Here is a 25,984-nt window from a genome sequence, read left to right on the forward strand (position 1 = left end):
GAAGCTCAACCAGACCACGCCCTCACGGACGTAAGAATAATTGCCCCCATGACTATCGCACGCATCACGGAGAACCACCATGAATGATAAAGCAGCAGAATCTGTACCCAGTGTGCATTACAACGACGGCAGATCGATCATTATTAAGCATACCGTCCGCCCGGAATTCAGAGAACGTTATGAGACTTGGTTAAAGCAAATAATTGCCGCAGCAGCTGAATTTCCGGGTCATTCAGGTGTTCACATACTTCGCCCCTCGGAAGGGAATGACACCTTTGAAATTGCCGTGCGATTTACCAGCAACTCCGCCGCAGAAGCATGGCTGAGCTCAAACATCCGAAAGGAGTTGTTATCATCCATTGTTTCCGCGCTCGCTTCTGATGAACAACTGGAAATCAAAAGTGGAATTGATTTCTGGTTCACACCCCCGGCCTCGAAAGCTAAGCAGCCGACTAGATGGAAACAATGGCTCATAACGACCGCTGTGATATGGCCTCTAACTATCATAGTTCCAGCGTTGTATCAGCCGCTATTCAACATAATTCCTGAGATATCCGTGTGGGGTGTTCGCCATGGAATTACCGCCGCGACCATCGTTGCACTCGTCGTCTACTTAATCATGCCGAGGGTAGTTCGCCTCGTGGCCGGCTGGCTGTTCCGCTAGGGCTTTGGCCGAACCCAAGGACGGGTCTAGATAATCCGCAGGGGGATTTTCAGTATGTAACTTTCGCCAGGTTTGCGGAGACAAGCCGGTTTCGCGCCTGAACACGCGGCAAAAGTGGGACTGGTCGCAAAATCCGTGGCTAAGCGCAATATCGCTCAAGGAATGTATTGAACATAGCATGTATTGCCGCGCTGCCTCCACACGCTTGGTGGTCACATACATTAGCGGAGTCATTCCGGTCGTCTGTTTGAACACATGCGAAAAATGACTTACGCTCAAACCCAGCAATAAAGCAAGTTCGGTCGTCCGTATGCACTGGTCGAGATGTTCATTTATGAATTCGTCAATACGCGATATCTGCCAGCGTGCCAATCCTCCTCTATTTCTATGCGGCGAAGGCCCACCCTGACTGTCGATTGCCAGCAAAGCGATCGCCTCATTAAGATACGTCGAAGCGATGTCGGAATTATGGTGAAGGGCTCGCTCCGTTTCCATCAGCAACGTCAACAGTTGCTTAGCCTGTTTTAAGCGGTCAGAACCACTGAAGGCGGTGTTGTCCAATGAGTAACCTGTGCTAACACTCCCGTTCATAGCTCTCGCTCCTTGGCCGGGGTCAGAACTTGGTGGCGTGCTCAGCTCGCTACCATGGGATACCCAGGTTAGCAGTGTGGCCGAGCCCGACACAGCCCTAAACAGGGGAGCATTTACCAACACTAAAGTGGGGCGAACTATTTATTGCGGAAGCTCGATGATCCCTCGCTGGAGGCCAATAGTGACCGCATGCGTCCGATTATAGGCTCCCAGCTTATCCATGATATTTCTCAGATGCCCTTTGACGGTATCTTCACCTATTGCTAATGCAACAGCCGTCTCCTTGTTCGACAACCCTTCGGCGACATGTTGCAGCACCTGAACCTCACGGCGAGTGAGACCGTCCTGATCAATATGGGCCGCCAACTCCGCCGCAATCTCCGGCGGAAAGCGTTGTTTGCCCGCGGCCAGATCGCGTATGGTTTCAATCAGTTCATGGCGTAGCGTGCTTTTCAAAAGATAGCCTCTCGCCCCCGCCTTGATTGCTTGTAACGCCCTTACATCGCCTCGGTAGGTGGTGAGTACAGCGATACATGCTTGCGGAAACTCCGACATGATAGCGCTAATGGCACCAAGGCCGTTGAGCTCAGGCATCTGAACATCCATGAGCGTAACGTCTGGCTGAGAAGCTCGGTATAGCCGGATCGCCTCCAGCCCATTGGAGGCTTCGCCGACCACGCTGATGTCCTCGTAACCGCCCACTACCGCCGAAATTCCCTCGCGTATCAGCGCATGGTCATCCACGATCAACACGGTGATGGGTTTCTTGTGAACAACCATAGCTTTATCCTGCACTGCTGGAGCGGTTTTGTTTACTATAGACTGCATGTTCATAGGCAACGGAGCCAGGTAGTGAAAGGCTGACCCGCGTACCGTTTCTGGCATTGCTGATGATCGCAAGCGTTGCGCCAATTCTCTCGGCGCGCTCATACATGCCCCTCAGACCGCCATGTTCAGGCCGGCCCTGCATTCTCTGGTAAAGTGGTTCAATACCCATCCCGTCATCAACAACCAACATTTCAAACGTGCCCGCAGCGTATTTGAAGCTAACGGCAACCTGACTCGCCTGGGCATGACGAAGTGCATTTAAAACCGCTTCTCTGCCCACCTGATAGAAAGCATCGCGAACGTCATTCCGCAGCGGCACCGGTTCACCCATATTGCTAGCGCTGTAGGCAACTGAAGACGGAGGGCCTACATCCAGCGGTAACGCTTGAAATGCAACGGCCAGATCTTCCGTGGGTGCCATCTGGCCGCGTAGGCCTGTGATCCTGTCGCGGCCCTCAGCAATCACCTGTTCGGCCCGGTCCAGCGCCCGCTCCATCGATTGATGAGCACGAGATTCTCTAGGCAGACTGTCGGCGACCGCCTGAAAGCTGAGCATCATCCCCTGCACGCTTTGCAGCAACGTGTCATGCAGCTCGCGCGCGATGCGCTCGCGCTCCTGAAAGCGCTCTTCCAGGCGTGTCCGGAGGGCTGCCTTTTCACGTCGCGTATAAAGGCGGGACATCCAGAGCGCGAGCGCCAGCAACGTTCCTGAAAAGACCAGCAGGAATCCTGGGCGCAGATAGAAAACCTGAGGAATGACGACCGCTAAAGCCGCATCAGGAAGAATGAAACTCTCATTCTCGCCAAGCGCACGAACCTGAAATTCGTAATTACCCGGGCGCAGGCGTGGAAACACCGCTTGCCTGGAGCGCCCAGCGTCGACCCATTCAGCATCATGACCATTAAGCCGGTATTGAAAGCGCATCGTCTCTGGTGCGGCGAGGTTCAATGCTGAATAGGTAATAATCAGCTTTTTCGGAACAGCTGATAACCGAACGGTGGCGGCGGAGATATCAAGTTCGGCTCCATCGGCTGTCAGCGACTTGATCATGACGACGGGTGATTGTGCCATACCCCTTAGTTGGTAAGGATCAACACGGACGACCCCGCTTTCGGTAGCGAACCATAGCAAACCTTCGGGCGTGTAGGCCGCAGTGGGCAATGGTAATACCTTGTATGGATCCATGGGTAGCTGACCAATGTGATCATGCGAGCTGTACAAGAGCGTGTCGCCATCGGCTATTACCCGCTCGATCTCTTCTGCTGGCAGTTTGAAGATACCTCCGCGACTGTGTACCCAGATATCCATCCCGGATTCGCTGGCATTTTTCTCAGCCGGTACAGCGACTAACCCGTAGATACTCTGAAATGGCCCAGCAGCTGGCAGATCCAGCCGATGAAAGCGTCCATCCTTGAGATACGCCAAGCCGTGCTGGCCACCTACCCAAGTGCGCCCAGGCAAATGCAGCATGGCGGTCACATGTCCGATATTCAGCCCTTCCTCATCACCCCAGCGTTCGATTTCCTGATCATCGAAGGACACTAGAAGATTATCCCGGTAGCCGAACCACAGCTTGCCCGCCAAGTCTCGGGAGGCGCTGACAGGCATCACCTGCCGTTCAGAATCACTGACTGACTCAATGTATCGCCATTGTTGATCAGCCCAGACGAAAAGCCCCACTCGGTTGACGGAGACCCATATATCGCCATCCTTCCCTACCGTCATCGCCCTTACGGCAGCCTCGCTGGCGGATTCAACAGGTAATGGTGCGATGCGCATCGGTCCGTCATCTGAAAGCGAGAAAATCCCCCGGTCCCCGCCAATCAACAAACCGTGTTGCTGACTGTTTACCAATGTGGTGATCGGCATGTCCAACTCAAAAGTGGAACGGCTGTCGCCCCGGAGACCCATCAGTTGGCCGTTGCCGGAGCCGATCCATAATGAACCATCACCGCTCACTGCCAATGCGTGGCTGCCCGCCTCGACAGGCAGAGCAAGGGGAGGCATTGTTGTACGCTTGAGTCGATCCAGGCCCGCATCAGTACCCACCCAAAGGGTGCCATCACGGTCGATAAGCTGCGCCAATATATTATCGGAGCTGAGTCCATCGCGAGTGGTGTATGAGTTAATTGTACCCTGATCCTCGGCAGAGCTGGGCCGCTGCCCGGCAGCCAGGTAATGCACGCCAGATCCCAGGGTGCCCAGCCAAGCGTCGCCCTGCTCGTCCAGAACGATACTCACCGAGCGTGATGCCGGTATCTCTTCCACTTTAATGCCGGCATGGCCTGTTTTTTTCAGACGCAATAGGTGTTTTCTGGCACGATCCGTTATCCATATATCACCTGCAGAGGAAGATACTATTTCACTGATCGATTGGCTCTTGATGCCAATCTCCGTGAACGCCGATGCCCCAGGGGGAAGCATATATATTGCCTCTTCACTCGCAGCCCAAACATAACCATCTGCATCCACGTGCACCGCTCGGGCATGACGGTCGAGAAAGCCCGATTCCTTGCCAGCCAAATGCCAACCCGTGCCATCATGTCGGACAAGCCCACCACCCGTCGCGGCCCATACATGCCCTTGCGGGTCCTCGGCCATGTCGTACACCACCCCGCCCGGAAGGCCTGGGTCAACCGGTTGAATCACACCGTTCGTGCTGATTAAACGGGCTCCACCGGCACGAAAACCCACCCACAGGCCGTCGGTAGTGCTTAGAAGCGCCGAGACCACGCCCAGCGGCTCACCGTCAGCAGGCTCGAATTTCTCGAAGTCAAAACCATCGAAGCGATACAAGGAATCATGAGTTCCCAGCCACAGGTACCCATCAGCGGTTTGCGCAAGCGCTCCTACAGAACTGGGGCCCTGGTCGCTGGTAGTCCAACGACGATGGTCCATTTCGTCCGAGATGCGCGCCGCTGCACTTGAGCACGCAAGGTAGCCAAGCACGAGATTCAGCAACAAAATTACGAAAGTTCGCAAGGAATGTACCTAAAGCATGCGTCTTTGTATTGAGTACTACAGTCGGTGGGCGGCATCAAAACCAGCCCAATTGTTGCTGAAGCCATTCAATGATTCGGTCAGCGACGCGCTCCCAACCCAGCTGCGTAATAAGCAGATGCCCATATCCGGGAAACGAGATGTAATCTGTCGGCGCCAACGACTGTCTCTGATAGCAATAATTAGCTAAAACCACAGAACTGGCAACCATACGATCGTCGCCACCGGAAATCAGTAATAAGGGCCCGCGCTCTTGGTCGAAGAGCAACCTGCTACCCACCCCTAATGCTACCGTGGTCATCAGTATTTGCGGGACTCTACCAACAAACTTTTCATATAACGGGTCGGTTGTCTGCCGGGATGCCGGATGCCCCACGCGGCGAGAGAATTGCGCAGGCGTCATGCGCAGAAAACGCATGCCCTCGAGCCGCTCAGCTCTCGCCGTAAGTATCTGCAGTAGCGAACGAATACCAGGGAAGACGCACTGGGGTGGACGCGGGGCGATTGCGATACCAGCCACCCCCAGACCACGGTCCAGCAAAAGCTGAACGATCAACCCGCCCATCGCATGGCCAATCAGAATAGGCGGCACCGGGAAGGCTGCAACCTGCTTCGCGTAAAAATCCACGAGACGCCCAAGGGACGATGACCTAACATCTTTACCATGCAGAACTCGGTACCAGCCTTGCTCGCCGGGCGCTGGCAGCGACAGGACACTGCAGGCGTAGCCGCAAGCCTTGAAATGGCGCTGAAACTTGTCCCATACCGTCGGGATCAGCCAGTCGCCTTGAATAAAACAGATATGGTAGCCCACGATCGACAATCAGTGGCCTGCTACGTGCATTGAATGATGCTTCATCGTTCTTCGGGGCTTATCGGTCAATAGACTGCACACCAAAAGCCATTTTCAGCTGTTGGTCGATAAGGATCAGTTGGGAGTTACTGGGGATCAGGACTTCAAGCCTAGCGTTCTGCATTGGGTTCACCTTATACAAATGTGATGGGTGTCGTGAAACGTCAGTTCACTGTCGCAAAGTCCCGCCGCTGACTCTTGGATAACTGCCTGAGATTGGGACAAGAGTGTGATGATCGACGCCCGACTAACTGCTCAAGCGTCGTAGAAGTTTCAGCTACGAATAAAAGCCAGCAAATCTGCGTTGAACTGATCGGCATTAATCTGGGCAAGCCTATGCGAACCGTCGGGGTATACTTTCAGAATGGCGTCGTTGACGATCCCAGCAGCCAATTCAGCAGAAGTGGCGATCGGGACAATCTGATCATCGTCACCGTGGATAAACAATACCGGCTTGTTAAAGGCGCACCTTATGGTCGGCGAATCACCAGGTTGCGGATTTCGGTCATGTCTTCCATCGCGAAACGCACACCTTCGCGGCCCAGGCCCGAATCCTTGACGCCACCATAGGGCATGTTGTCGACGCGGTAACTAGGCACGTCGTTGATTACCACGCCCCCAACATCGAGATGATCCCAGGCATCGAACATCTTGAACAAGTCGCGGGTAAAGACGCCCGCCTGCAGCCCGAATTTAGAGGCATTGACCTCGGCGAGTGCAGCATTGAAATCAGTGAAGCGTGACAGCACAGCGACCGGGCCGAATGCCTCTTCAGTGACGATCTTGGTATCGGCAGGCACGGCTTCGAGCAGGGTGGCATCGAGCATCGCACCATCACGGTTGCCACCGCAGAGCAGCGTACCACCAGCGGCGACGGCCTCATTGACCCAGGTTTCAAGCCGCGTCGCTTCCTTGACATGAATCATCGGGCCGATGAACGTGTCGCGCTGCTTGGGGTCGCCCGCCACCAGTGTCTTTGTCTTGGCGACCAGCATATCGCGGAAACGGTCGTAGACATCGGCATGGATGATGATGCGCTGCACCCCGATACAGCTCTGCCCTGACTGGTAGAAGGCGCCGAAAATGACACGCTCGAGCGCATCGTCGAGATTGGCATCCGCATCAACGATCACCGCGGCGTTGCCGCCAAGCTCGAGCACCACCTTCTTCTTGCCGCAGCGTGCCTTGAGGTCCCAACCGACATCGGGCGATCCGGTAAAGGAGAGCAGCTTGAGCCGGTCGTCGGTGGTGAACAGATCGGCGCCGTCGCGGCTGGCGGGCAGGATCGAGAATGCGCCTTTGGGCAGGTCGGTCTCGGCAAGCACTTCACCGATGATGATCGCGCCCAAAGGGGTTCGGCTTGCCGGTTTCATCACGAACGGACAGCCCACCGCGAGCGCTGGGGCGATCTTATGGGCGGCCAGGTTGAGTGGGAAGTTGAACGGCGAGATGAACGAACAGGGCCCGATGGGCACCCGTTTCCAGATGCCCTGATAGCCTTTAGCGCGCGGCGAGATATCGAGTGACTGGACCTCGCCAGTCATCCGCACCGACTCCTCGGCGGCGATACGGAAGGTATCGATCAGCCGGCTGACCTCCCCCTCGCTGTCCTTAATCGGCTTGCCTGCCTCGACGCATAGTGCGTACGCGAGCTCGTCGAACCGCTCGGTGAAGCGAGCGACGCAATGGGCAAGCACCGCCTGGCGCTCATAGCTCGCCATACGCGCCATTGGTTCTGCCGCCTCGACCGCCCCCGCGATCGCCGCATCGATCGTCGCGGCATCGGCCCGCGCGACGCGAAACGCGACCCCGCCGGTGAACTTGTCGGTCACGGCGAGATCGGCGTTCGGCTGCTGCGCCACGTTGTTGAGATAGAGCGGATAGACGGACTTGAGTTTGGTCATTCGAAACTCCCGAACTGCATCCCGCTTTCCGGCGAAGCCGGGGAACGGGACAACGATTACAATTCCTTCGACAGCGTCTTGATGTCGACGTTAAGGATCTGGTCGTTCTCCGAATAGTCTACCGGGCACTCGATCAGATGGACGCCCAGCGTATCGCGGGTATGCGCGAGCAGTTGCGTGAGATGCTCGGCGCTTTTGGCACGATGGCCGAATGCACCATAGCTTTCCGCGTACTTGACGAAATCGGGGTTGCCATAGGTCAACCCCCAGTCCCTGAAGCCCATGTCCGCCTGCTTCCAGCGGATCATACCGTAGCTGTTGTCGTTGACGATCAGCACGGTGAGGTTGAGCTTCAAACGAACGGCGGTCTCCATTTCCTGGCTGTTCATCATGAAGCCGCCATCGCCGCAGATCGCCATCACCTTACGATCAGGATAGACCATCGCCGAGGCCATGGCCGAGGGCAGGCCTGCGCCCATCGTGGCGAGCGCATTGTCGAGCAGTACAGTATTGGGGCGGTAAGCCGTATAGCCGCGTGCGAACCAGATCTTGTACACCCCGTTGTCGAGACAGATGATGCCATCTTCGGGCATCGTCGCACGGACCTGTTCGACCAGATAGGGCGGAGAGATGGGGAAGCGTGTATCGTCCGAGATCGACGCAGTGTGCGCGATCTCACCCCTGCGCGCCGCCAGCATCGCGTCGAACCTCCAATCGCCACTGGGGACGATGTCCTGCTTGATCTGCCAGATCGTGTTGGCAATATCTCCGACAACCTCGATCTGCGGGAAGTAGACCGGATCGACCTCGGCGGTCTTGGACGAGATATGGATCACCTGTGTGCCGCCCGGCTGCATGAAGAACGGCGGTTTTTCGATCACGTCATGGCCGATATTGACGATCAAGTCGGCGGCCTCGACGGCACGGTGGACAAAGTCGCCTGCCGATAGGGCCGCGCAGCCGACAAAACTGGGGTGACGTTCGTCGATCACGCCCTTCCCAAGCTGAGTGGTAAGGAACGGAATGCCGGTCTTCTCGATAAACTGAAGCAGCATCCGACAGGTCATGGTGCGGTTAGCACCAGCACCGATCACCAGGATCGGCGATTTAGCGTTTTCCAGCGCATGCAGCGCAGCGCGGATCGACTTCACATCGGCAGTGGGCCGCCGTACGTGGCTGCGCTTGAGCGGCACTGATTCGGTCTTCTCGTCGGCGACATCCTCGGGAAACTCGATATGCGTCGCGCCGGGTTTCTCCTCTTCGGCGAGCCGGAACGCCTCACGCACCCGACTGGGAATGTTGTCGGCGCTGGCGAGTTGATGGGTGAACTTGGTCAATGGTTTCATCATGTCGACCACATCGAGGATCTGGAAGCGGCCTTGCTTCGACTTCTTGATCGGCTTTTGCCCGGTGACCATCAGGATCGGCATACCGCCAAGCTGTGCATAAGCGGCGGCGGTGACTAAATTCGTCGCGCCTGGCCCTAGCGTCGCCATGCACACCCCGGTTTTGCCGGTATGTCGACCATAAGTTGCAGCCATGAAGCCTGCCCCTTGTTCGTGCCGAGTAAGGATCAATTGAATCTTGGTCGAGCGGCTGAGGCTGTCGAGCATATCGAGATTCTCCTCGCCAGGGACCCCGAAAATATACTCCACCTCTTCTTCTTCCAGGCACTGGATAAACAGATCGGATGCTTTGGTCATGATAGAACTCTCCTGCTGCCGCCCAGGTTGCGACCGTAGTCTTGAACATTGGTGACTGTCACGCCGTTCTTCTCCTGCCAGCTGACCGCGAAAAGACGGTTGCCGAGTGGCACGACCTGAATATCAACGATCTCGGTCCGGGCTAACTCCCCTTCCTTGGTCTCGAACCTCAATTGGATGACACTCAATACGCCACTCGGCTTTCTCGCAACGTGCCAATGAAGAGCCTCGCCATCCTCGCTCAGATCATCCTGCGTTGTTGGGCACCGGTGTGTTGAGCAACTGTTGCTCCCACAGGAACGCGATACCGCTACCGCCGCTATGCTGCTTCATAACATCGATCATCCCTTCAAGGCTGCCGGTTCGGGCCCAATCACGCTGCCACTCGGCCGCCACCGCCAACCAGGTCATCACGTTCACGCCGGCCCCAATCATGCGCTGGATGGCAACCTCATGGGCCTCGACTGAGACGGCGCCAGACGCATCAGTGACTACCGTCACGTCCCAGCCTTCTCCAGCGGCTTGGATGGCTGGCATGGCGACGCATATTTCGGTCCACAGCCCGGCGATGATCAGCTGCTTTCGGCCTGTCGCCTTGACCACGTCCACCACCTTCGGGTCCTCCCAGGTATTGATGAATGTCCGATCGATTACCTCCTGGTCAGGGAACACGTCGGTGATCTGAGGGAAAATCACGCCGCCCTGAGCAGCCAGCACGCTCGTCAGAATGGTGGGCACGTTGAACGCCTTGGCTGCCTTTGCGAGGCCCGTTGAGTTGTTGATCACCATCAGTGGCTCGTGGCTGTTCAAGTTCGCCAGCTGAAACGGCTGGTGGTCGATGAGTACGAGTACCGAGTCTTCGGGACGAAGAAGCGAAGCAAGGCCGTTACGGAAAGTCATGGGGTTATCCTCTTTAGTGTCATTGTAGACGAACCTGGCTCTTCGATAGATATGTGCCAGTGACTGAGCCGCCTCACCTTACGCCGTGGACGGGTGGTTCGTGGAATGCCCGTACACTGTCGCAAAGCACCGCCGCTTTTTATTGGATGACTGCCTGAAATTGGGATGACTGTGTGATCGGCAAAGGCTCCTGCTCAATACAAGAAGAGAAAGACCCGCCGCGAAATCTTTCTGGAGCGGATGGACAAGCTGATCCCTTGGATGCTATTGGATTCCAATTATCTCCTCGATTATTTTTCGGGGGGGTATTTCGCCACTTCTTCGGCAGCGCAGACCCAGGCCCATGGCATCAACGCGTATTCTGGGGAGTCTCGGCATGATGTTCGCGTGTACCGCGGCCTCTCCCACGAGGATCTCAGCTAAGTAAGGGTAAGCAGCCCAAGCAGGCAGAGTTGAAGCCGGAGGATTAGGAGATACAAGACATGGGTCTGCGAGGAATCGCAGGCCCATGTCTTGAGGTGGGGAAGCAGTAAGTTAGAGTCAATAACCATGAGCTTAGAAGGCTTCTGTGACAACAGATTCCCAATAGTTTCGCAAACGGAAAAATATCTTACGAAACATATTGATGCATAACACTCAATGCGGTCTTTCAGCCATCTCTCAAGGTAATCTTGTCAGATACAAGAGGCATAAGTGGTATCAATTAACTGCTTCGATTGCGCTCTAGGGCGTTACGATAGATCGCCAGCAAGCGATAGAAACCGTGAACGAATTTGCCATAGGGCATGGTGATGAAGAGCGCCATTACTACGCCTAAATGTATCACCAGCATAACTCCCATGGCTGAAGTCTCACGTAGAAGCATTAGGGACAGGCCTGTTAAGCCGGTCAGCCATAGCAGCACTATGAAAGCCACATCCATTCCCATCTGACGCACATCAGCAGTGTCTTGATCACGCACCAGCTTGAGGTACAAAAGCCCCGCCGGGCCTATCAAAAGGCCGATGCCGCCCAAGGTACCGAACAGCTTGGGAAGACTGATAAAATCGTAGGGCGCCTGCCACCCAAATACATAGTGATAGATGGTGCCGGTCACGGTCGCTGCGAAGCTAAGCATGAACCCGTAAAAGGTAAAATGGTGGAAGCGTCGCCGCCAGTGCGAATGATAGGCATCTGGGTAAGTGCAACCAGCCTCCTCCTGACCGTGCAGATGCTTGAGTGAAAAGGTTTCTTTGAGTGCCTGCCGCCAGCTTTCGGCATCGCGTAGCCCAGCAACGCCCTCGCCGCTTTCTCGCCAAAAGCGCACCATTCCCATTACTAAAGCTAGTAGTACAAATAACGATACCGAGCCGAAGGTCACCACCAGCGTGTTGTGTGGCAATAGCTCGTAGAAGTTTCCACTATGCTGTGTGGTGACTAGAGCCGACAGATCACCGTTGAGTGCAATAGCAATCAACAGTATTAGCGTCAAACCTGCTGCCAACGCCAAGGCGGTAAGCAGGCCATTGCGGTCAAACAGTCTTGCCAACGGTTGTGGCCAAGCATACTGCCGATAAGACTCTACACGAAGCTTGGCCATTGACTGCGGTACGTTAACGGCAAACTCATGGGGCGGAGCGTACTGGCAAGCGTAGTAGCACTCACCACAGTTGTGGCATAGGTTAGCCAGATACTTAAGATCCTCGGGAGTGAACGTACGACGCCTCTCCATGGCCGGAAATACCGGGCAGAACCCTTCGCAGTACCGACAGGCATTGCAAATCGTCATGTTATTGCGGGTTTCTTCGATTATTGCATCAATCTTTTGCATAATTGCCTGCCTCTGTGCCTGCGATACGACCAAATACGGTGCCGATAGTCATACCAAAGCCAGCGACATAGCCCTGGCCTAGAATATTACCGGCCATGATTTCACCGGCCAGGAAAACATTGTCAGCCAACTCGCCGTTAGCCATGTACATACGCGCCTTTTCATCGACTTTGGCACCCAGGTAGGTGAAAGTAATACCAGTACGAAGTGGGTAGCCATAAAAAGGTGGCTCGTCGATACGTTGTGCCCAATGGGTCTTTTCGGGCGTAACACCCTGTGTATGGCAATCGTCGAGCACACTGTGATCGAAGTTGCCAGGCTGTACGCCAGCATTGAAGTCATCGACAGTTTTGAGCACGGCTTCAACCGGCAGATCGAGCTTAAGTGCCAACTCCTCCAGAGTATCGGCTTGCTCGGGTGGAAAAACTGAAGGCATAAAGCGCCCCTGAGCCTTGGAGTCGGTAATTGAATAGCCCATCTGCCCCGGCTGCTTGGCGATCAGCCGACCCCAGATGGCATAGCGCTTGGGCCAGAAGTCCTCGCCCTCGTCATAGAAGCGCTGGCCATCGCGGTTAACCACAATACCCAGGGACACACAGTCGACACGGGTGACGATACCGCCATCGTACTTGGGCGCACGTGCATCAATAGCTACCGCATGTCCTTGCGTCGGATCCCCAATCACCATGGCGCTGTTATCAATCAGGCTGCGCAGCATCTTGCCCTGGTTGAAGCGTGTTCCACGGATCAGGAAATTACGGGAGACCTCTCCCCATGCTTCTTCCAACCACGCTTGGTTGGACTCGAAGCCACCAGAAGCAATCACTACTGACTTAGCACTCACCTTGCGTGGCGAGCCATTGTAAGTCACCAACGCATGGTCAAAGCGGTTGTCATCAAAGACCAACTGTTCGGCTTCAGCCTCGTAGAGGATTGTCACCCCAAGTCGCTCAGCTGCCTGGTAGTAGGTATTGACGAGCGCTTTACCGCCTCCCAGGAAAAAGGCGTTGGTTCGCCCCAAGTGCAGAGTGCCACCCAGCGATGGTTGAAAGCGCACACCGTAACTTTTCATCCACTCGGTGCAGGTTTCTGAGGCTCGAATCACATGCTTCGCCAAAACTTCGTTGGTGATGCCGCCGGTAACACGCCAAACGTCATCGAAGAACTCATCCTCAAGGTAGGCGTCACTGAGCACGTCGGTAGGTTCGCGATGCATGCAACGTAAGTTGCGGGTATGGATACTATTACCACCACGCCATTTACGCGGAGCACTCTCCAACAATAAAACGGTTGCGCCTTGCTCACGCGCCGACAGCGCAGCACACAACGCGGCATTGCCTCCGCCAATCACTAATACATCATGATCAATTAGATCGGCTTCACCAAGCCGTTCTCCAGTCGATGACAACATTGAGACTCCTCATTATTACTATTGGGAAAACATGTCGACGTTAGAACCGAGTTCATATTTAAATAAATACAAATGTATCCAATAGTGTTCAAAATGACAAGCGATGTTCTTTGACATACCATAGCCAAATGCCACTATCTCAATTTGAGGCCCCTGCTATGTCAGAACCCACAACACGCAAGAGCGCCACTTCTTCGGACAACCCCCGCGGTGAGCCGCGAAGCGAACAGGCATATCGATATATCATCGACGCAATCAAGGAAGGCAGCCTGCCGCCGGGTACGCGTATTCGTGAAGTAGACCTATCTGAACGTATAGGTTTAAGTCGCACTCCAATCCGCGAGGCTCTTAATCGTTTACAGCTTGAAGGATTGGTGGCCAATGATCCGATCCGTGGCACCATCATCACTGAACTCGACCACGGCATGATTAGCGAGCTGTATGCCATGCGCGAGATGCTAGAAGGCACTGCTGCGGGCTTTGCCGCACAACACGCCTCAGAGGTCGAAATCGCTTTTTTACGCGAAATTAGCGAACGCGATGCACTGTTAAGTGAGACCCACGATTTAGTTAAGAACAACAAGCTATTTCACAGCACTCTGTACCGCTGCGCGCACAACCGCTACCTGCTTAAAATGCTGCACTCGCTGCAAGAATCAATGATGTTGCTCGGGCGTAGCACCCTAGCCAAACCAGGCCGTTCCGAAACAGCGCGCGGTGAACATCAGGCAATCATTAACGCGCTCGAAGCACGCGATCCAGAAGCCGCCGAAAAACTGGCGCGGACCCATATCCGCGAAGCCTACAAGATCCGTCTAGAGGCTTTTTTTGAGAGTTATGACGACTAAATCAGGTACGAATCGCAAAAGGATCGCGGGCTTCGTTAGACAAGTCGATCATTAAGTTTTTAATCTCAAGGTACTCATCTAAAGCGTGCAGTCCGCGCTCGCGGCCACTACCACTGGCCTTAACCCCGCCGAATGGTGCTTGTGCAGCATTTGTGCGATAGGTATTGACCCATACCCCGCCAACCTGCAGTTGTCTGGCAACGCGATGAGCCCTTGCCAAATTCTGCGTCCATAGCCCGGCGACCAACCCGTAAGCGGTGCCGTTAGCGATGGCGATGGCCTGCTCCTCCGTCTCGAAGGGAATAATCGCTAACACTGGCCCAAACACTTCTTCTTGAGCCAGTTCAGAGTCCGGCTCCACATCGGTGAATACTGTGGGCTCGACGAAATAACCGCGAGTATATACGTCGCCCTGCGGCTCCCCGCCACCCGCTACCAGTGTGGCACCCTGAGTGCGGGCACGATCAATGAAGTCGAGCACTCGTCGATGCTGGGCCTTGGTCGCTACCGGGCCCATCTCGGTGGACTCATCGCGGGGGTCGCCAACCCGAATTGCTCGTGCGCGTTCACACACCTGCGCCACCACTTGATCGTAGATGTCGCGCTGCACCAACAGCCGAGAGCCGGCGATGCAGGTCTGACCAGCGGCGGCAAAGATTCCCGCCACCGCTCCGGTCACAGCCTGCTTAAGGTCAGCGTCGGCGAACACAATGTTGGCCGATTTACCACCTAGTTCAAGGGTCACCGGTGTCAGATGCTCGGCGGCGACCCGAGAAATCGCCTTACCTGTAGCGGTACCGCCGGTGAAACTGATCAAGTCAACACCCGGGTGCCCTGTGAGTGCCGCACCGACGCTGCCATCGCCAGTCACCACATTAATCACACCGGGGGGGAAGCCGGCTCTTTCGCACAGCTCGGCGAAAGCCAGGGTAGTCACGCTGGCCATCTCCGAGGGCTTAATTACAACGGTGCAACCCGCCGCCAGCGCTGGCGCCAGCTTATTAGCCAGGATAGCCATGGGCGAATTCCAAGAAGTAATCAGGGCCGCTACGCCTCGGGGCTCGCGGGTGGTGAAGTCTACGAGTTCGGCGCGATCCAGCGGGATGCTATCGCCCTGAAGCTTGTCGGCCCAGCCAGCAAAATAGCGATAATTACGCGCAGCAAAGCGCATCTGAACGCGAGTCTCGCGGATTACCTTGCCGTTGTCGGTGGTCTCAAGCTGAGCCATGCGCTCAGCATCAGACTCCAGCAGCTCGGCGAGTCGTTGCATCAATGTTGCCCTAGTCAAGCCATTAGTGTCTTTCCAGCCACCATCGAAGGCCTCTCGTGCCGCGCTTACTGCAGCATCTACATCCTCTGCGCTGGCTTGTGGAAGATCAGCCCAAGCCTGCTGATTAACCGGATTGATGGCAGGAAATGTGGCACCACCCGTGGCATCGCGCCAGGCACCACCAATGTAAAGTTGATAGCAAGTTGTCATGTGGTATTTCTCCAAGGGTAGAGGCAATCAGCGGAATGGATCGAAGAAATAGCCCACCGGCCAATGCATATTGAATGCTTCTGCAAGGCCAAACAGTGCAGCCATCAGCAGTACTGTACCGATCAGAGTCGCAAACCAGCGCATCTTGCCGACTAGGCGACAGAATGCGACGGTAAAAATCGCTGCAGAGGCAATAAGACCAATCAGATAAATCCCAAGGTAAAGCGCCGCTAGCCAGGCCAGATAGGGGGCAGTACGGCGGAACTTGGCGCCCCAGATTGGCTCAATGCCAGCATTGCCAACATGCTCACCATTCACTTTAGTGTCATCGACAGAGTGCGGTGCACGAAAGCGTCGTATGGTCAGCACTCCCTCTACAATGAGTAGAAACATCACCGCGCTCGATACCACCTGGGGCATAAGCCGCGCGTTGAATGGATAGCCAGCGGCCATGAACAGGGCCATCCCCATAAGCCCTATCAGCACCACGATAAATAGTAGTTCTTCACGCAGTCGCTGTATCATCAAGTTTCTCCCAAGCCCTTGCGTTTAGCGCACACCCCTGCTGCTACCACAGCCACCGCTAGAACTCCGATAACGATGACGATTGGATCACTGAGCCAGGACCAGCCGTAGCGGGATGCCGAGATGGTCAGATACCGCTCGATGCTCGGCGCCAGCACGAAGCCGATCAGGATCGGCGCCCGAGGCCAGTCATAGGACTTGAGCAGCCAGCCAAACATGCCAATGACAATGAAGGCGACCAAGTCACCCCACTGATTGGTGTTTTGGAAGGCACCGACCAGCATTATGATGAGCAGGAAAGGCGCGAACTTTGCGGCTGGAATAGTACTAAGGCGGGCAATAGGCCTCGATAGCAGAAAGCAAGCGAAGGCACCCACTACATTGGCCAACGCCAATGTCCAGACGATGGTTAGGGTAATCGACAAATCCGTAGTCAGCATCGAAGGGCCGGGCTGTATTCCGAGCAGGATCAAGCCTCCAAGCAGTACCGCCGTGGTACCACTGCCAGGAATGCCAAACAGCATAGTTGGGATTAGCGCGCCCCCCTCCTTGGCATTGTTGGAGCTCTCAGGAGCAATAACACCGCGGACATCACCCTTCCCGAAGCCACTCTTGTCTTTAGAGCTCTGCACCGCCTGGCCGTAAGAGAGCCAATCGACCACCGAGCCACCAAGACCAGGGATCGCCCCAACAGCCACGCCCAGGGCTGCAGAGCGGAGTACTAGCCATCGATTGCGGATGGTATCGCGCACACCGTCCTTCCAGCCGCTGGAGATTTCTTTAACTTTGGAGACAGCTCGGTTATCAGCCAAAAGATCAATGATCTCAGGCACCGCGAACAGACCCATAGCCAGTATCGACAGAGGTATCCCATCCATCAGATAAACGCTGTCACCGACGAAACGGAAAGTAACCGATGAGGGTGCTGAACCAAGCATAGCGATCATGATGCCAATAAGGGTGGCGAGAATACCGCGGAACGGGTACTTACCTGCTAGCAGGCCAACCACGCATAGGCCCAGCACAGTGAGCATAAAAAGATGGGGCGACTTAAAAGCCAGCACTACCGGACGAGCGATGGGCAAGATAGCGAACAACACTAACGCACCGATCAGGCCGCCGATCAGGGAGGCGCTGAAGGCCGCACTAAGTGCACGGCCAGCTTTGCCCTGCTGCGCCATAGGATAACCATCGAGGATGGTTGCCTGAGAGCCCGCCGAGCCAGGCACCCCAATCAGGATACTCGGAAAGGTGTCGGCGGTTGCAATCACAGCGGCCATACCGATAAGCATCGCTGTAGCAGCATGGGGATCCATACCATAGATGAACGGCAACAACAGCGACATGCCCACAACCCCCCCTAACCCGGGGAGAATACCCACAACCAACCCCACACTGATACCCAAAAGCATGAATACCAAACGGGATGGATCCAGGATCAACGACAGTGCATCAAACGAAGCGGCTAACACGGCTACGAGCTCCTATCCTGCTTTTGGTAAAGGAGGGTACCCTGCTAATAAATCAACAGCGCACCCGAGCACTTCAAGTGAGAATCTAGTAGTTCTCTAGCGTTGTAAGTTATCTCAAAGGTCAGCGTCGTAGCGTTCCTTGAAGGTCTCGCGTAGGTAGTTGAGAGCCTCCTCAGAAACATCCAAGGTTGCGCTCATAGCAGTGTAAGCATCATCACCGACCAACCACTCGTAGGGGCCATTGGCTTCTACAGAGTCAGCCATAAAGTCTTCATCTTCACGTGCTTGCTCGAAGGCGTAGCGCAGATCATTAATTGAATCCTTTGGAGCGTCGGCCTTGGCCCACAGCATCTTGATACTGCCTGCAGAGAGCACCGCCCGATAGGCATCCCAGGCAACCCCGGACGGCGCTTCGCCGTGACGCTCCTCGTATACCTCAGCGACAGTTGGCATATCAGGGAAGGCCGGATCACGCACCAACTCACCGTCAGTGTCGATAACACCTAAGCTGAATAGCGGAACCGCAGTGCCCTCCTCGACCAGCGGCTCGACGTTGGAGGTGTAGGCGCTAGTGGTCTGGAAATCGAGATTGGTTTCACCTTGTTCCAGCGCCAGCCGGGTCGGCCCACGGCTCTGATAGCCGAAAATAGCGTCATGCGGTAGGTCAAGAAGTGCGAAGGCAGCTAGTGCCATCGAGCCAATTGCCTGGGGCGATACTTCTCCGTAAATCAGCTCGTCTACTTCCCACAACTCAAGTGGATCTTCTATTCCCAAATCAGCGCTAGCATAGACCACGCCGCTTTGAGCCATGGCAACAATTGGTTCGTAGTCACGGAAGTCATAGCGCACCGCATCAGAACCATACATGAAAGGAAAAACCTGACCGGCACTTTGCAGCAATACCGTCATGCCATCGCTGGCAGTTCTCAACTGGAACTCGTTGGAGCCCTGTACACCGCCAGCCCCTGGCCGATTGATAACCTGCACACTAGCGTCTTCTCCCAAATAAGGGCCGATAGTTGCAGATACATAGCGCCCCCAGGTATCTGCCCCTCCGCCAGGTGTCCAGGGTGTCAGTATCTCTAACGTCTCGCCGTCGTAAAAACCGGTAAGTTCGGCGTGGCTATTGGCTACCACCCCGGAACTCAGTCCTGCTGCAACTGCAAGTGTCAGTGCACGGCGGGTAAAACATGAGGCATTGCGTGTAGTTTTATTCATTTCTTGAGAACTCCTTTCTGGATTTACGGCTGGTGCACGCTTGGCAAAAAAACGGTACCGCCGATGCTGCTAGTTGTTGTTGTGTACTTGAGTATGCAAATGAACTCAACGATATTCAATAATAAGGAAAGTAAATTCTACTGCCTACATTGCTTTAGTCTTAGTGAGTAATTCACCAAATACAGTCATCCTGTATTACAATGTAGACTCTTGCATACAATGCGTCGACATGCCTTATATCGTCCAAGGTATCTAAAATCAGGAGCAATCGAATGGACATGGCCCTCACCGATAAAGTGGCGTTAGTGACTGGCGCCAGCCAGGGTATCGGCTTCGAAACAGCACTACTGCTCGCCGAAGAAGGCGCCAAGGTAGTACTGGTCGCCCGACGTAAAAAACCACTGCAGCTAGCTGCCGAGCGCATCAACTCACTGACCGGCCAGCGTCCGATAACCATCGTTGCCGACATTGCCAGTGCCGACGGCCCCGTTGCGGCAGTGGAGCGTACTATTGAGGCCTACGGCGGCCTGGATATCCTGATCAACAATGCCGGAAGCAGCGCCTCTGGACCTTTTCTGGAGGCCGATGACGCCGTGTGGCAGGCCGATATTGAACTCAAGCTGATGGGCGCAATACGTGGAATTCGTGCCGCTCTACCTTACCTTGCAGACTCGTCAGCGGCGGCGATCGTCAATGTCACTACAGTGTCGGGCAAAGCACCTCCGGCCAAGACCTTACCTACTTCGGCAACCCGCGCCGCCGGTATTGCTCTGACCAAATCACTAGCCAATGAGCTCGGCGCACAAGGTATTCGCGTCAATACCGTTTGCCTGGGTAGGGTCCGTTCGGCTCAGGTCGAGCGGCGCTGGCAGCGTGAAGCACCTGAGCTCAGCTGGGAGGACTACTCGGCGCGCCAGGGCCAAGGCATTCCTCTCGGTCGACTGGGCGATGCTAAAGACGTGGCCAATGCCATTGTGTTCTTAGTCTCATCCCGCGCAGGTTACGTGACCGGCGCCAGTCTCAACGTCGACGGCGGGCGCAGCGCCACTGTCTGAATCAACGCAATTCGCCACCACTCAACAGCCAACCCCAATAACAATTGTATAGGAGGCCCGCCATGCCAAGCGTTGCCCAGACCCTAATCGACGGCCTGCGTCGCGAAGGCGTCACCCATGTATTCGGCATTCCCGGCACCCAGAACCTGGCGCTGCTCGACGTCATTCGCGAGACCCCGGAGATGCGCTTCATCCTTACCCGTCACGAGCAGGGGGCAGCCTTCATGGCTTACGGCTATGCCCGCGCCGGCCAGCGTCCGGCGGTGGTCACCGCCACAGAGGGGCCCGGCGTGACCAACATGGCCACGCCGTTTGGTGCTGCCTATCGTGGCAACGTACCGCTGATAGGCATCAACGGCCTACAAGAGGAGTGGCTGCGCGAGAAGGATGCCAGCCAGGAGATGGATCAAATCACTTTCTTCAAGCCGATCACCAAGTGGGCCTATTCAATCACCGGCCCAAATAAAGCTCAGGAGGCGCTGCGCAAGGCGTTTCGCACCGCATTGGCTGAGCCACCGGGGCCGGTTCACATTGAAGCTTCTACCGCTATTTACCGCGCTGAAGTTGAGGCAGAGACACAGTTGCCTCAGCAATATCGCGCCAGCGTGCTTCCCGAAGTTGCCGGGCAGTGTCTCGACCAGGCCGCAGCATTGCTGGCTAAGGCAGAATGCCCGGTCATCTTGGCGGGCAGCGGCGTATTACGCGAACGCGCCAGCGCCGAGCTGATCGCCTTCGCCGAACAGCACAATATCCCGGTCGCGCCGCTACAGTTCAGCCCCGATGCTTTCCCCACTTCGCATCAGCTGGCCCTTGGGCCGCTAGGGCGCAATGGGTGGAATAGTGCCAACCGGGTAGTCAAGCAGGCAGATGTAGTCATCGCCGTGGGCGCACGCATGGATCTGTTCTCGACTACCTTCAAGCACGGGTTGATTCACGATGACGTTATCCTTATCCACCAAGCAGCCAGCGTCGATCCGATCGGCACGGTATTTCCGGTGGACGTCGCTGCGGTGGGAAGCACGCAGAGCTTCCTAGCCGGACTGGCGACCCGCCTTGACGGACAACGCTGGGACTGGGTCGATGTGACTGCCGAGGTAGCGCTCTGGGAAGAGGAGCGTCAGGCACTAATCGACCCCAGTGCCGAGCCGATTCAACCCCCTTTCGTCGCCGATGTGCTCAGGCGCACTTTGCCCAAGGGCGGCATAATGGTGGTCGACGCTGGCAATGCTGGTAAGCACGTCCGCCAGCACTTTGTCAGTCATGCCCCCGATACCTATATATTCATCGATAACTGGGCGGCCGTCGGCGCCGGTTTCCCCACAGCGCTGGGGGCGGCATTAGCCCGACCTGATGTGCCGGTACTGGCAGTACAAGGCGATATGGGGTTTATGTGCAATATCGGCGAACTGGAAACCGCCGTGCGCGAGAAGATCAAATTGGTGGCTGTCGTCATCAACGATCAGGGCCTTGGCAATGAACGAGCCTTTCAAGACGCCTACTACGATGGTAAGCACTTCGCTGTCGACTATCAGAACCCCGACTTCGGTGTTTTGGCCCGTGCCTTCGGCGCTCACGGGGAGAAGGTCACTCGACCCGGCGACCTAGAGGCCGCTATGCAACGCGCCTTTGCAGCGGATGGCCCCGCGGTAGTCGACGTAATGATCGACAAGCTCAATCTCGCTCCGGTGCTTTTTAAAGCCTGAGCGTCACCACCCACTACCAAGGAACGTAATGGACGACAGCCCAAGCTCAACTCCCGATAAAAGCGCTATACGCAACCTAGTAATGGTCTGTATAGGACTAACGAGTGTATTCGTCTCACAGACGATGCTGCTGATTTCAGTCCCCTTGCGCGCTCTTGAGCTTGGTGCCAATCCATCGCTAGTGGGCTTTATCCTCTCTGCACCCTATTTACTACCGCTAGTTTTCGCGATTCCGCTGGGGGGTGTGGTCTCCCGGATTGGTCCACAGAAAATGTTCTTTATTGGCGCCACTGGCATGATCCTTGGTCCCTTGCTAAGTCTCTTGTCCCCAACCTTCCTCGGGCTGCTGGCAACCCAGGTAACCATCGGCCTTACGCATGTGGTGATGGTCATCGCCGCCCAATCAGTGGTCGCCGGATTAGGCCGAGGACGAACCTTAGAGCGTTATTTTGGCTGGTACACCATGTGCCTTTCAGGCGGCCAGTTAATTGGCCCACTGTTAGCTGGATATCTGATTGATACGCTATCGACAAACTGGGTTTTTGTAGTCATCAGCGTGGTCCCGGCGATAGGTCTAGTGAGCTCCTGCTTCTTTGTGGGCAATGCTCGTAGTGGCCATGCAACACCGCGTTCACTACTTGGTTACCGCGCCCAAGCTTCGTTGCTGCGCGAAAATGTCGGTGTGCAGATGTCGCTAACCGTCACTATCGCAGTGCTATTTGCATTGGGCGCACATGGTGCTTTCTTACCGGTCTATCTTGAGGAGTTAACTTTCTCAGCCACATTGATCGGGGTACTGGTGAGTCTGCGAGCACTAACAGCGATGCTAATAAGACCCGTCATGCCACAGATTATCCAGGCACTTGGCGGGCGCGCCAGAACAATGATTGCGTCGGTGGCGGCGGTGTCCATGGGGCTAATGTGGACGGGAATGACCGGCAGTGTTTTGGCGCTGGCAGTGCTTGCCATTATGGTGGGTCTAGGATCAGGAATTTCTCAGCCACTGTCGATGGTTATCCTTGCCGAACACGTACATCCCGACCAACGCTCCAGCGCACTTGGTATGAGACTCATGGGCAACCGTGGAGCCCAGGTACTGGCGCCTTTGCTGTTGGGCATAATCGCCGAGCTGGCCGGCTTCACGCTAACCTTTCTGCTTACCGGAACCTTACTGCTGGCGATGCTCGTCATTGTGGTTCGCCTCAGACCGCGCTTTGACCAAGCTGAAGCGGCCAACGCTCAACAGCACTTTTAGACTAGCGCCAACAGTCCAGCTAACTCATTACAAACCCATGATATATAAGCATAAAAATTTTTAAGCCATTAAGTTAGCTTGTGCTCAATCAAGACGCATCCACAGCTTCACTGCCTTAAATAAAGCATTCAGCACTACGCACTACGCACTACGCACTACGAGCACTTTACTGCCGCAAATACGGGGCAGCTATCTGTCAGCCTCTTTGCCGTAAAATGCCGGATGATAGATTAAGCCATAGGAGCTATCCTCTGTTGGCAGCACGTGACCTCATTGCTTACTTTATTCAGGAGCAGCGTTTAATTAATCATGAGGGACCCAACAGCTATAGGCCGTTGTTTAGCGTCATATTTTTGAAAAATACTGACAGGTTTAATCTCGACAAGCGTAGCAATACCCAACGTATTAACTAAGCGAAAATCAGGTGTGTAAGGAAGAGTCTTGGCTTCATAGCAATAAGAAAAGCCTTCGGGCTGAGCTGCATATAATAAAACATCATCCGAGTATTCAAACTGAAAGCATGCATCAAATTCCAGCGACGACTCAACGGTTAGTACGCTATGATTTTTTGCGCTGGCAAATTTGTAGAGGTTTTTGACTCGGGAGTGACGGAGCTTGCGGCGATACATGGCATCACCATTTTCGTAGTAATGTTACTAAGAAATAGTCTATACCAAGTTTAGATGAAAACGACAGAAATGGAGGCGGCCCCAAAAGCCACATCCCGGCACACGCAGCCACCACTACCGTTGCTCCCTTCCGGGCCTGGCGGGGTTTGCAGTTTAGCGTTGCGGGAGGACCTAAGGGGCCACCATAGCAATACACTTGAATATCCATGTACTGCGGCGCTGATTTTGGTGGCTACGCCCTGATTTGAACAGGGGACCCCATCATTATGAGTGATGTGCTCTAACCAGCTGAGCTACGTAGCCTTTCCGACATCAGCGGGTGCAGATTATGCCTATTCTCGATACAAAAGGCAAGCCGAAAACAGGCTTGCTTTTGAATCGGCTGATGACCCGCTTATAGCGCGGCCTGGACGGCTGGCAGAGCGGGCTCACCATCCAGGGTAGTCACGCCTTCAAGCCACGTCTCTAATAAATCACCATGTTCTTTTAAATAGCGGTTAGCGGCAACGCGAGGATCGACACCATCATTCATAATAGCGCCCATTAACTGGTTTTCCATTTCCAGCGTAAACGTCATATTGCCAAGTAACGTACCCACGTTCGGGCACGCTTCAACAAACCCGGCGCGTGTATTGGTATGCACCGTGGCGCCACCCAAGTCAGGGCCAAAGTAATCATCCGCATCGGATAAATAGGCCATATCAAAGTTGGTATTCATGGGGTGCGGCTCCCACCCCAGAAAGACCATCCACTCTTCATTGGGGACGCGTGTTGTAAGCTCTGACAGCATGCCTGCTTCACTGGAATCCACCACCTGCCAATCGCCCAGGTCGTAGGCATTATCATCAATCATTTGTTGGATAAGCTCATTGCCATCGTTACCCGCCTCGATGCCATGCACGCGATGGTTAAATTGATCAGCGTGGGCCGCTAAATCATTCACAGAGGTAACACCTGCATCGTACACGTATTGCGGTACGGCCAGCGTGTATTTGGCACCTTCCAAATTGACAACTAACCGCTCAACATCGCCACTCTCAATGTACGGGTCGCTGATGGACGCCATAGAGGGCATCCAGTTACCTAAAAAAACATCAAAATCATTGTTACGCATACCCGCATAGGCAATCGGTACTGATACCGTATCGACGGTTGGCTCATAGCCTAGCGCCTCCAACACTTCGCTGGCCAACGCCGTTGTCGCGGTAATATCGGTCCAGCCTACTTCGGCAAAACGCACACGCGAACACTCATCGGCTTGAGCCATCATGGGCATAGCAGCCCCCAACATAAATGCGCTTAATCCCACCACCTGGACACGTTTCATTACGACTCCCCTTCTATTTACGTCAATGGGCATGTTTATTCCTTTAACGCCAAGCGCAGCAACATGCACCAACGTTTATTGATTGAACGTTCAATAAACAACTACTAAGATATACAGGTAATCATGACTAACCGTATGTTTCAAGGTAGGCATTCAACGTCATCAGGAGATAGCTGTGCCGAAGGTGGGAATGGAACCGATACGCCGCCAGCAGTTAATTAACGCCACAATGGCGGCCATTGACGAAGTGGGATTGGCAGAAGCAACCATTATGCGGATTGCCCGTCACGCGGGCGTCTCAGCAGGTATCATCAGTCACTACTTTGGCGGGAAAGATGGCCTTCTTGAAGCCACTATGCGCCAGATATTGACCGACCTTAGTGACGCTATTTCGGCGCGACGCAGGGCGTTGAACGAGGACTCGCCTAAAGCGCACATCAGCGCGATTATCGAAGGCAACTTCGACCGTACTCAAGTAACCGGCCCCGCTGCTAAAACATGGCTTGCCTTTTGGGCCAGCAGCATGCACAAGCCGATGCTTCAGCGCCTACAGAATGTGAACGATAGACGCCTTTACGCCAATTTATGCTATCAGTTTCGACGCGTGCTCCCCCAAATTGAGGCACGCAATGCGGCCCGCGGCCTGGCCGCCATGATTGACGGTTTATGGCTACGCGGTGCATTAACGCCCGAAGGCCTTGATGCCGAAAAAGCCCGCCATCTAGCGCTCCACTATCTTGATCAGCTCTTAGCCCATCACGAATATCAACACTCAGCACCCGCTCATTAAGCTTATAAAGGAGCCCA

22 protein-coding genes, 1 tRNA gene and 1 other RNA gene are annotated in these 25,984 nt (G+C 55.0%); 6 read left to right on the forward strand and 18 right to left on the reverse strand.

The genetic code is table 11. The features are described from left to right. Positions 1-79 precede the first annotated feature (79 nt). Positions 80-664, forward strand: a complete 585-nt coding sequence (locus tag ACT3RU_RS03715; protein ID WP_087105599.1) for an antibiotic biosynthesis monooxygenase — start codon at positions 80-82, stop codon at positions 662-664. Here the strand turns inward: ACT3RU_RS03715 and ACT3RU_RS03720 are convergent. The 10 genes from ACT3RU_RS03720 to tcuA all read right to left on the reverse strand — a co-directional run bounded on the left by ACT3RU_RS03720 (position 614) and on the right by tcuA (position 13,665). Then, the gene (locus tag ACT3RU_RS03720; RefSeq protein ID WP_087105600.1) at positions 614-1,255 is read right to left on the reverse strand and encodes a helix-turn-helix domain-containing protein; all 642 of its coding nucleotides are present in this window, start codon (positions 1,253-1,255) and stop codon (positions 614-616) included. The genes ACT3RU_RS03715 and ACT3RU_RS03720 overlap by 51 nt on opposite strands. A gap of 141 nt (positions 1,256-1,396) precedes the next feature. Then, entirely contained in the window at positions 1,397-2,035 is a 639-nt protein-coding gene (locus ACT3RU_RS03725) for a response regulator transcription factor (RefSeq protein ID WP_192526475.1), read from the reverse strand. Between the two features lie 4 nt (positions 2,036-2,039). Then, the gene (locus ACT3RU_RS03730) at positions 2,040-5,066 is read right to left on the reverse strand and encodes a sensor histidine kinase (RefSeq protein WP_192526474.1); all 3,027 of its coding nucleotides are present in this window, start codon (positions 5,064-5,066) and stop codon (positions 2,040-2,042) included. Positions 5,067-5,121: 55 nt separating this feature from the next. Then, the gene (locus ACT3RU_RS03735; RefSeq protein ID WP_318779679.1) at positions 5,122-5,898 is read right to left on the reverse strand and encodes an alpha/beta hydrolase; all 777 of its coding nucleotides are present in this window, start codon (positions 5,896-5,898) and stop codon (positions 5,122-5,124) included. 509 nt (positions 5,899-6,407) lie between these two features. Beyond that, positions 6,408-7,841 (reverse strand): aldehyde dehydrogenase family protein, encoded by a 1,434-nt coding sequence (locus ACT3RU_RS03740; protein ID WP_192526472.1) that lies wholly within the window; start codon positions 7,839-7,841, stop codon positions 6,408-6,410. Positions 7,842-7,897: 56 nt separating this feature from the next. Further along, the gene (locus tag ACT3RU_RS03745) at positions 7,898-9,544 is read right to left on the reverse strand and encodes an acetolactate synthase large subunit (protein ID WP_192526471.1); all 1,647 of its coding nucleotides are present in this window, start codon (positions 9,542-9,544) and stop codon (positions 7,898-7,900) included. Then, positions 9,541-9,732, reverse strand: a complete 192-nt coding sequence (locus ACT3RU_RS03750) for a MoaF-related domain-containing protein (protein ID WP_483392501.1) — start codon at positions 9,730-9,732, stop codon at positions 9,541-9,543. Before ACT3RU_RS03750 ends, ACT3RU_RS03745 begins: the two co-directional genes overlap by 4 nt. A gap of 58 nt (positions 9,733-9,790) precedes the next feature. Continuing rightward, a complete protein-coding gene (locus ACT3RU_RS03755; protein ID WP_087105606.1) occupies positions 9,791-10,444 on the reverse strand; it encodes a hydrolase in 654 nt (217 codons plus the stop codon). 703 nt (positions 10,445-11,147) lie between these two features. After that, positions 11,148-12,254 (reverse strand): tricarballylate utilization 4Fe-4S protein TcuB, encoded by a 1,107-nt coding sequence (gene tcuB, locus ACT3RU_RS03760; RefSeq protein ID WP_087105607.1) that lies wholly within the window; start codon positions 12,252-12,254, stop codon positions 11,148-11,150. Further along, entirely contained in the window at positions 12,241-13,665 is a 1,425-nt protein-coding gene (tcuA, locus tag ACT3RU_RS03765; protein WP_192526470.1) for an FAD-dependent tricarballylate dehydrogenase TcuA, read from the reverse strand. Before tcuA ends, tcuB begins: the two co-directional genes overlap by 14 nt. A gap of 158 nt (positions 13,666-13,823) precedes the next feature. Between tcuA and ACT3RU_RS03770 the strand changes: the two genes are divergently transcribed. Beyond that, entirely contained in the window at positions 13,824-14,513 is a 690-nt protein-coding gene (locus ACT3RU_RS03770; RefSeq protein WP_192526469.1) for a GntR family transcriptional regulator, read from the forward strand. A 1-nt stretch (position 14,514) separates the two neighbouring features. On the opposite strand, the gene ACT3RU_RS03775 is transcribed toward ACT3RU_RS03770, so the two are convergent. From ACT3RU_RS03775 to ACT3RU_RS03790, 4 genes are all read right to left on the reverse strand, one after another. Beyond that, entirely contained in the window at positions 14,515-15,993 is a 1,479-nt protein-coding gene (locus tag ACT3RU_RS03775; protein WP_192526468.1) for an aldehyde dehydrogenase, read from the reverse strand. Between the two features lie 27 nt (positions 15,994-16,020). Beyond that, positions 16,021-16,518, reverse strand: a complete 498-nt coding sequence (locus tag ACT3RU_RS03780) for a hypothetical protein (RefSeq protein ID WP_087105611.1) — start codon at positions 16,516-16,518, stop codon at positions 16,021-16,023. After that, complete coding sequence (locus tag ACT3RU_RS03785; protein WP_225733668.1) at positions 16,518-17,930, reverse strand: tripartite tricarboxylate transporter permease; 1,413 nt, start codon at positions 17,928-17,930, stop codon at positions 16,518-16,520. Before ACT3RU_RS03785 ends, ACT3RU_RS03780 begins: the two co-directional genes overlap by 1 nt. Positions 17,931-18,104: 174 nt before the next feature. Beyond that, positions 18,105-19,208 (reverse strand): tripartite tricarboxylate transporter substrate-binding protein, encoded by a 1,104-nt coding sequence (locus ACT3RU_RS03790; RefSeq protein WP_192526467.1) that lies wholly within the window; start codon positions 19,206-19,208, stop codon positions 18,105-18,107. A gap of 272 nt (positions 19,209-19,480) precedes the next feature. Here ACT3RU_RS03790 and ACT3RU_RS03795 point away from each other — a divergent pair, with 272 nt between their 5' ends. The 3 genes from ACT3RU_RS03795 to ACT3RU_RS03805 all read left to right on the forward strand — a co-directional run bounded on the left by ACT3RU_RS03795 (position 19,481) and on the right by ACT3RU_RS03805 (position 23,221). Then, the gene (locus ACT3RU_RS03795) at positions 19,481-20,263 is read left to right on the forward strand and encodes an SDR family NAD(P)-dependent oxidoreductase (RefSeq protein ID WP_192526466.1); all 783 of its coding nucleotides are present in this window, start codon (positions 19,481-19,483) and stop codon (positions 20,261-20,263) included. Positions 20,264-20,325: 62 nt separating this feature from the next. After that, complete coding sequence (locus ACT3RU_RS03800) at positions 20,326-21,966, forward strand: thiamine pyrophosphate-binding protein (RefSeq protein ID WP_483392502.1); 1,641 nt, start codon at positions 20,326-20,328, stop codon at positions 21,964-21,966. 28 nt (positions 21,967-21,994) lie between these two features. After that, positions 21,995-23,221 carry an MFS transporter gene (locus tag ACT3RU_RS03805; RefSeq protein WP_087105616.1) on the forward strand — a complete coding sequence of 409 codons (1,227 nt, stop codon included), beginning with the start codon at positions 21,995-21,997 and terminating at the stop codon, positions 23,219-23,221. A 299-nt stretch (positions 23,222-23,520) separates the two neighbouring features. Here ACT3RU_RS03805 and ACT3RU_RS03810 read toward each other — a convergent pair whose 3' ends face one another. From ACT3RU_RS03810 to ACT3RU_RS03825, 4 genes are all read right to left on the reverse strand, one after another. Next, positions 23,521-23,850 carry a hypothetical protein gene (locus ACT3RU_RS03810; RefSeq protein ID WP_192526464.1) on the reverse strand — a complete coding sequence of 110 codons (330 nt, stop codon included), beginning with the start codon at positions 23,848-23,850 and terminating at the stop codon, positions 23,521-23,523. 79 nt (positions 23,851-23,929) lie between these two features. Next, positions 23,930-24,026, reverse strand: an RNA gene (gene ffs, locus ACT3RU_RS03815) — signal recognition particle sRNA small type. 50 nt (positions 24,027-24,076) lie between these two features. After that, positions 24,077-24,153, reverse strand: a tRNA-Met gene (locus ACT3RU_RS03820). A gap of 91 nt (positions 24,154-24,244) precedes the next feature. Next, positions 24,245-25,177, reverse strand: coding sequence for a choline ABC transporter substrate-binding protein (locus ACT3RU_RS03825; RefSeq protein ID WP_192526463.1), 933 nt, complete (start codon positions 25,175-25,177; stop codon positions 24,245-24,247). 175 nt (positions 25,178-25,352) lie between these two features. Here ACT3RU_RS03825 and betI point away from each other — a divergent pair, with 175 nt between their 5' ends. Next, complete coding sequence (gene betI / locus ACT3RU_RS03830) at positions 25,353-25,967, forward strand: transcriptional regulator BetI (protein WP_176372153.1); 615 nt, start codon at positions 25,353-25,355, stop codon at positions 25,965-25,967. Positions 25,968-25,984: the final 17 nt, after the last annotated feature.

The organism is Halomonas sp. TP35 (genome assembly GCF_052375975.1).
GTDB classification, from domain to species: domain Bacteria; phylum Pseudomonadota; class Gammaproteobacteria; order Pseudomonadales; family Halomonadaceae; genus Vreelandella; species Vreelandella citrativorans.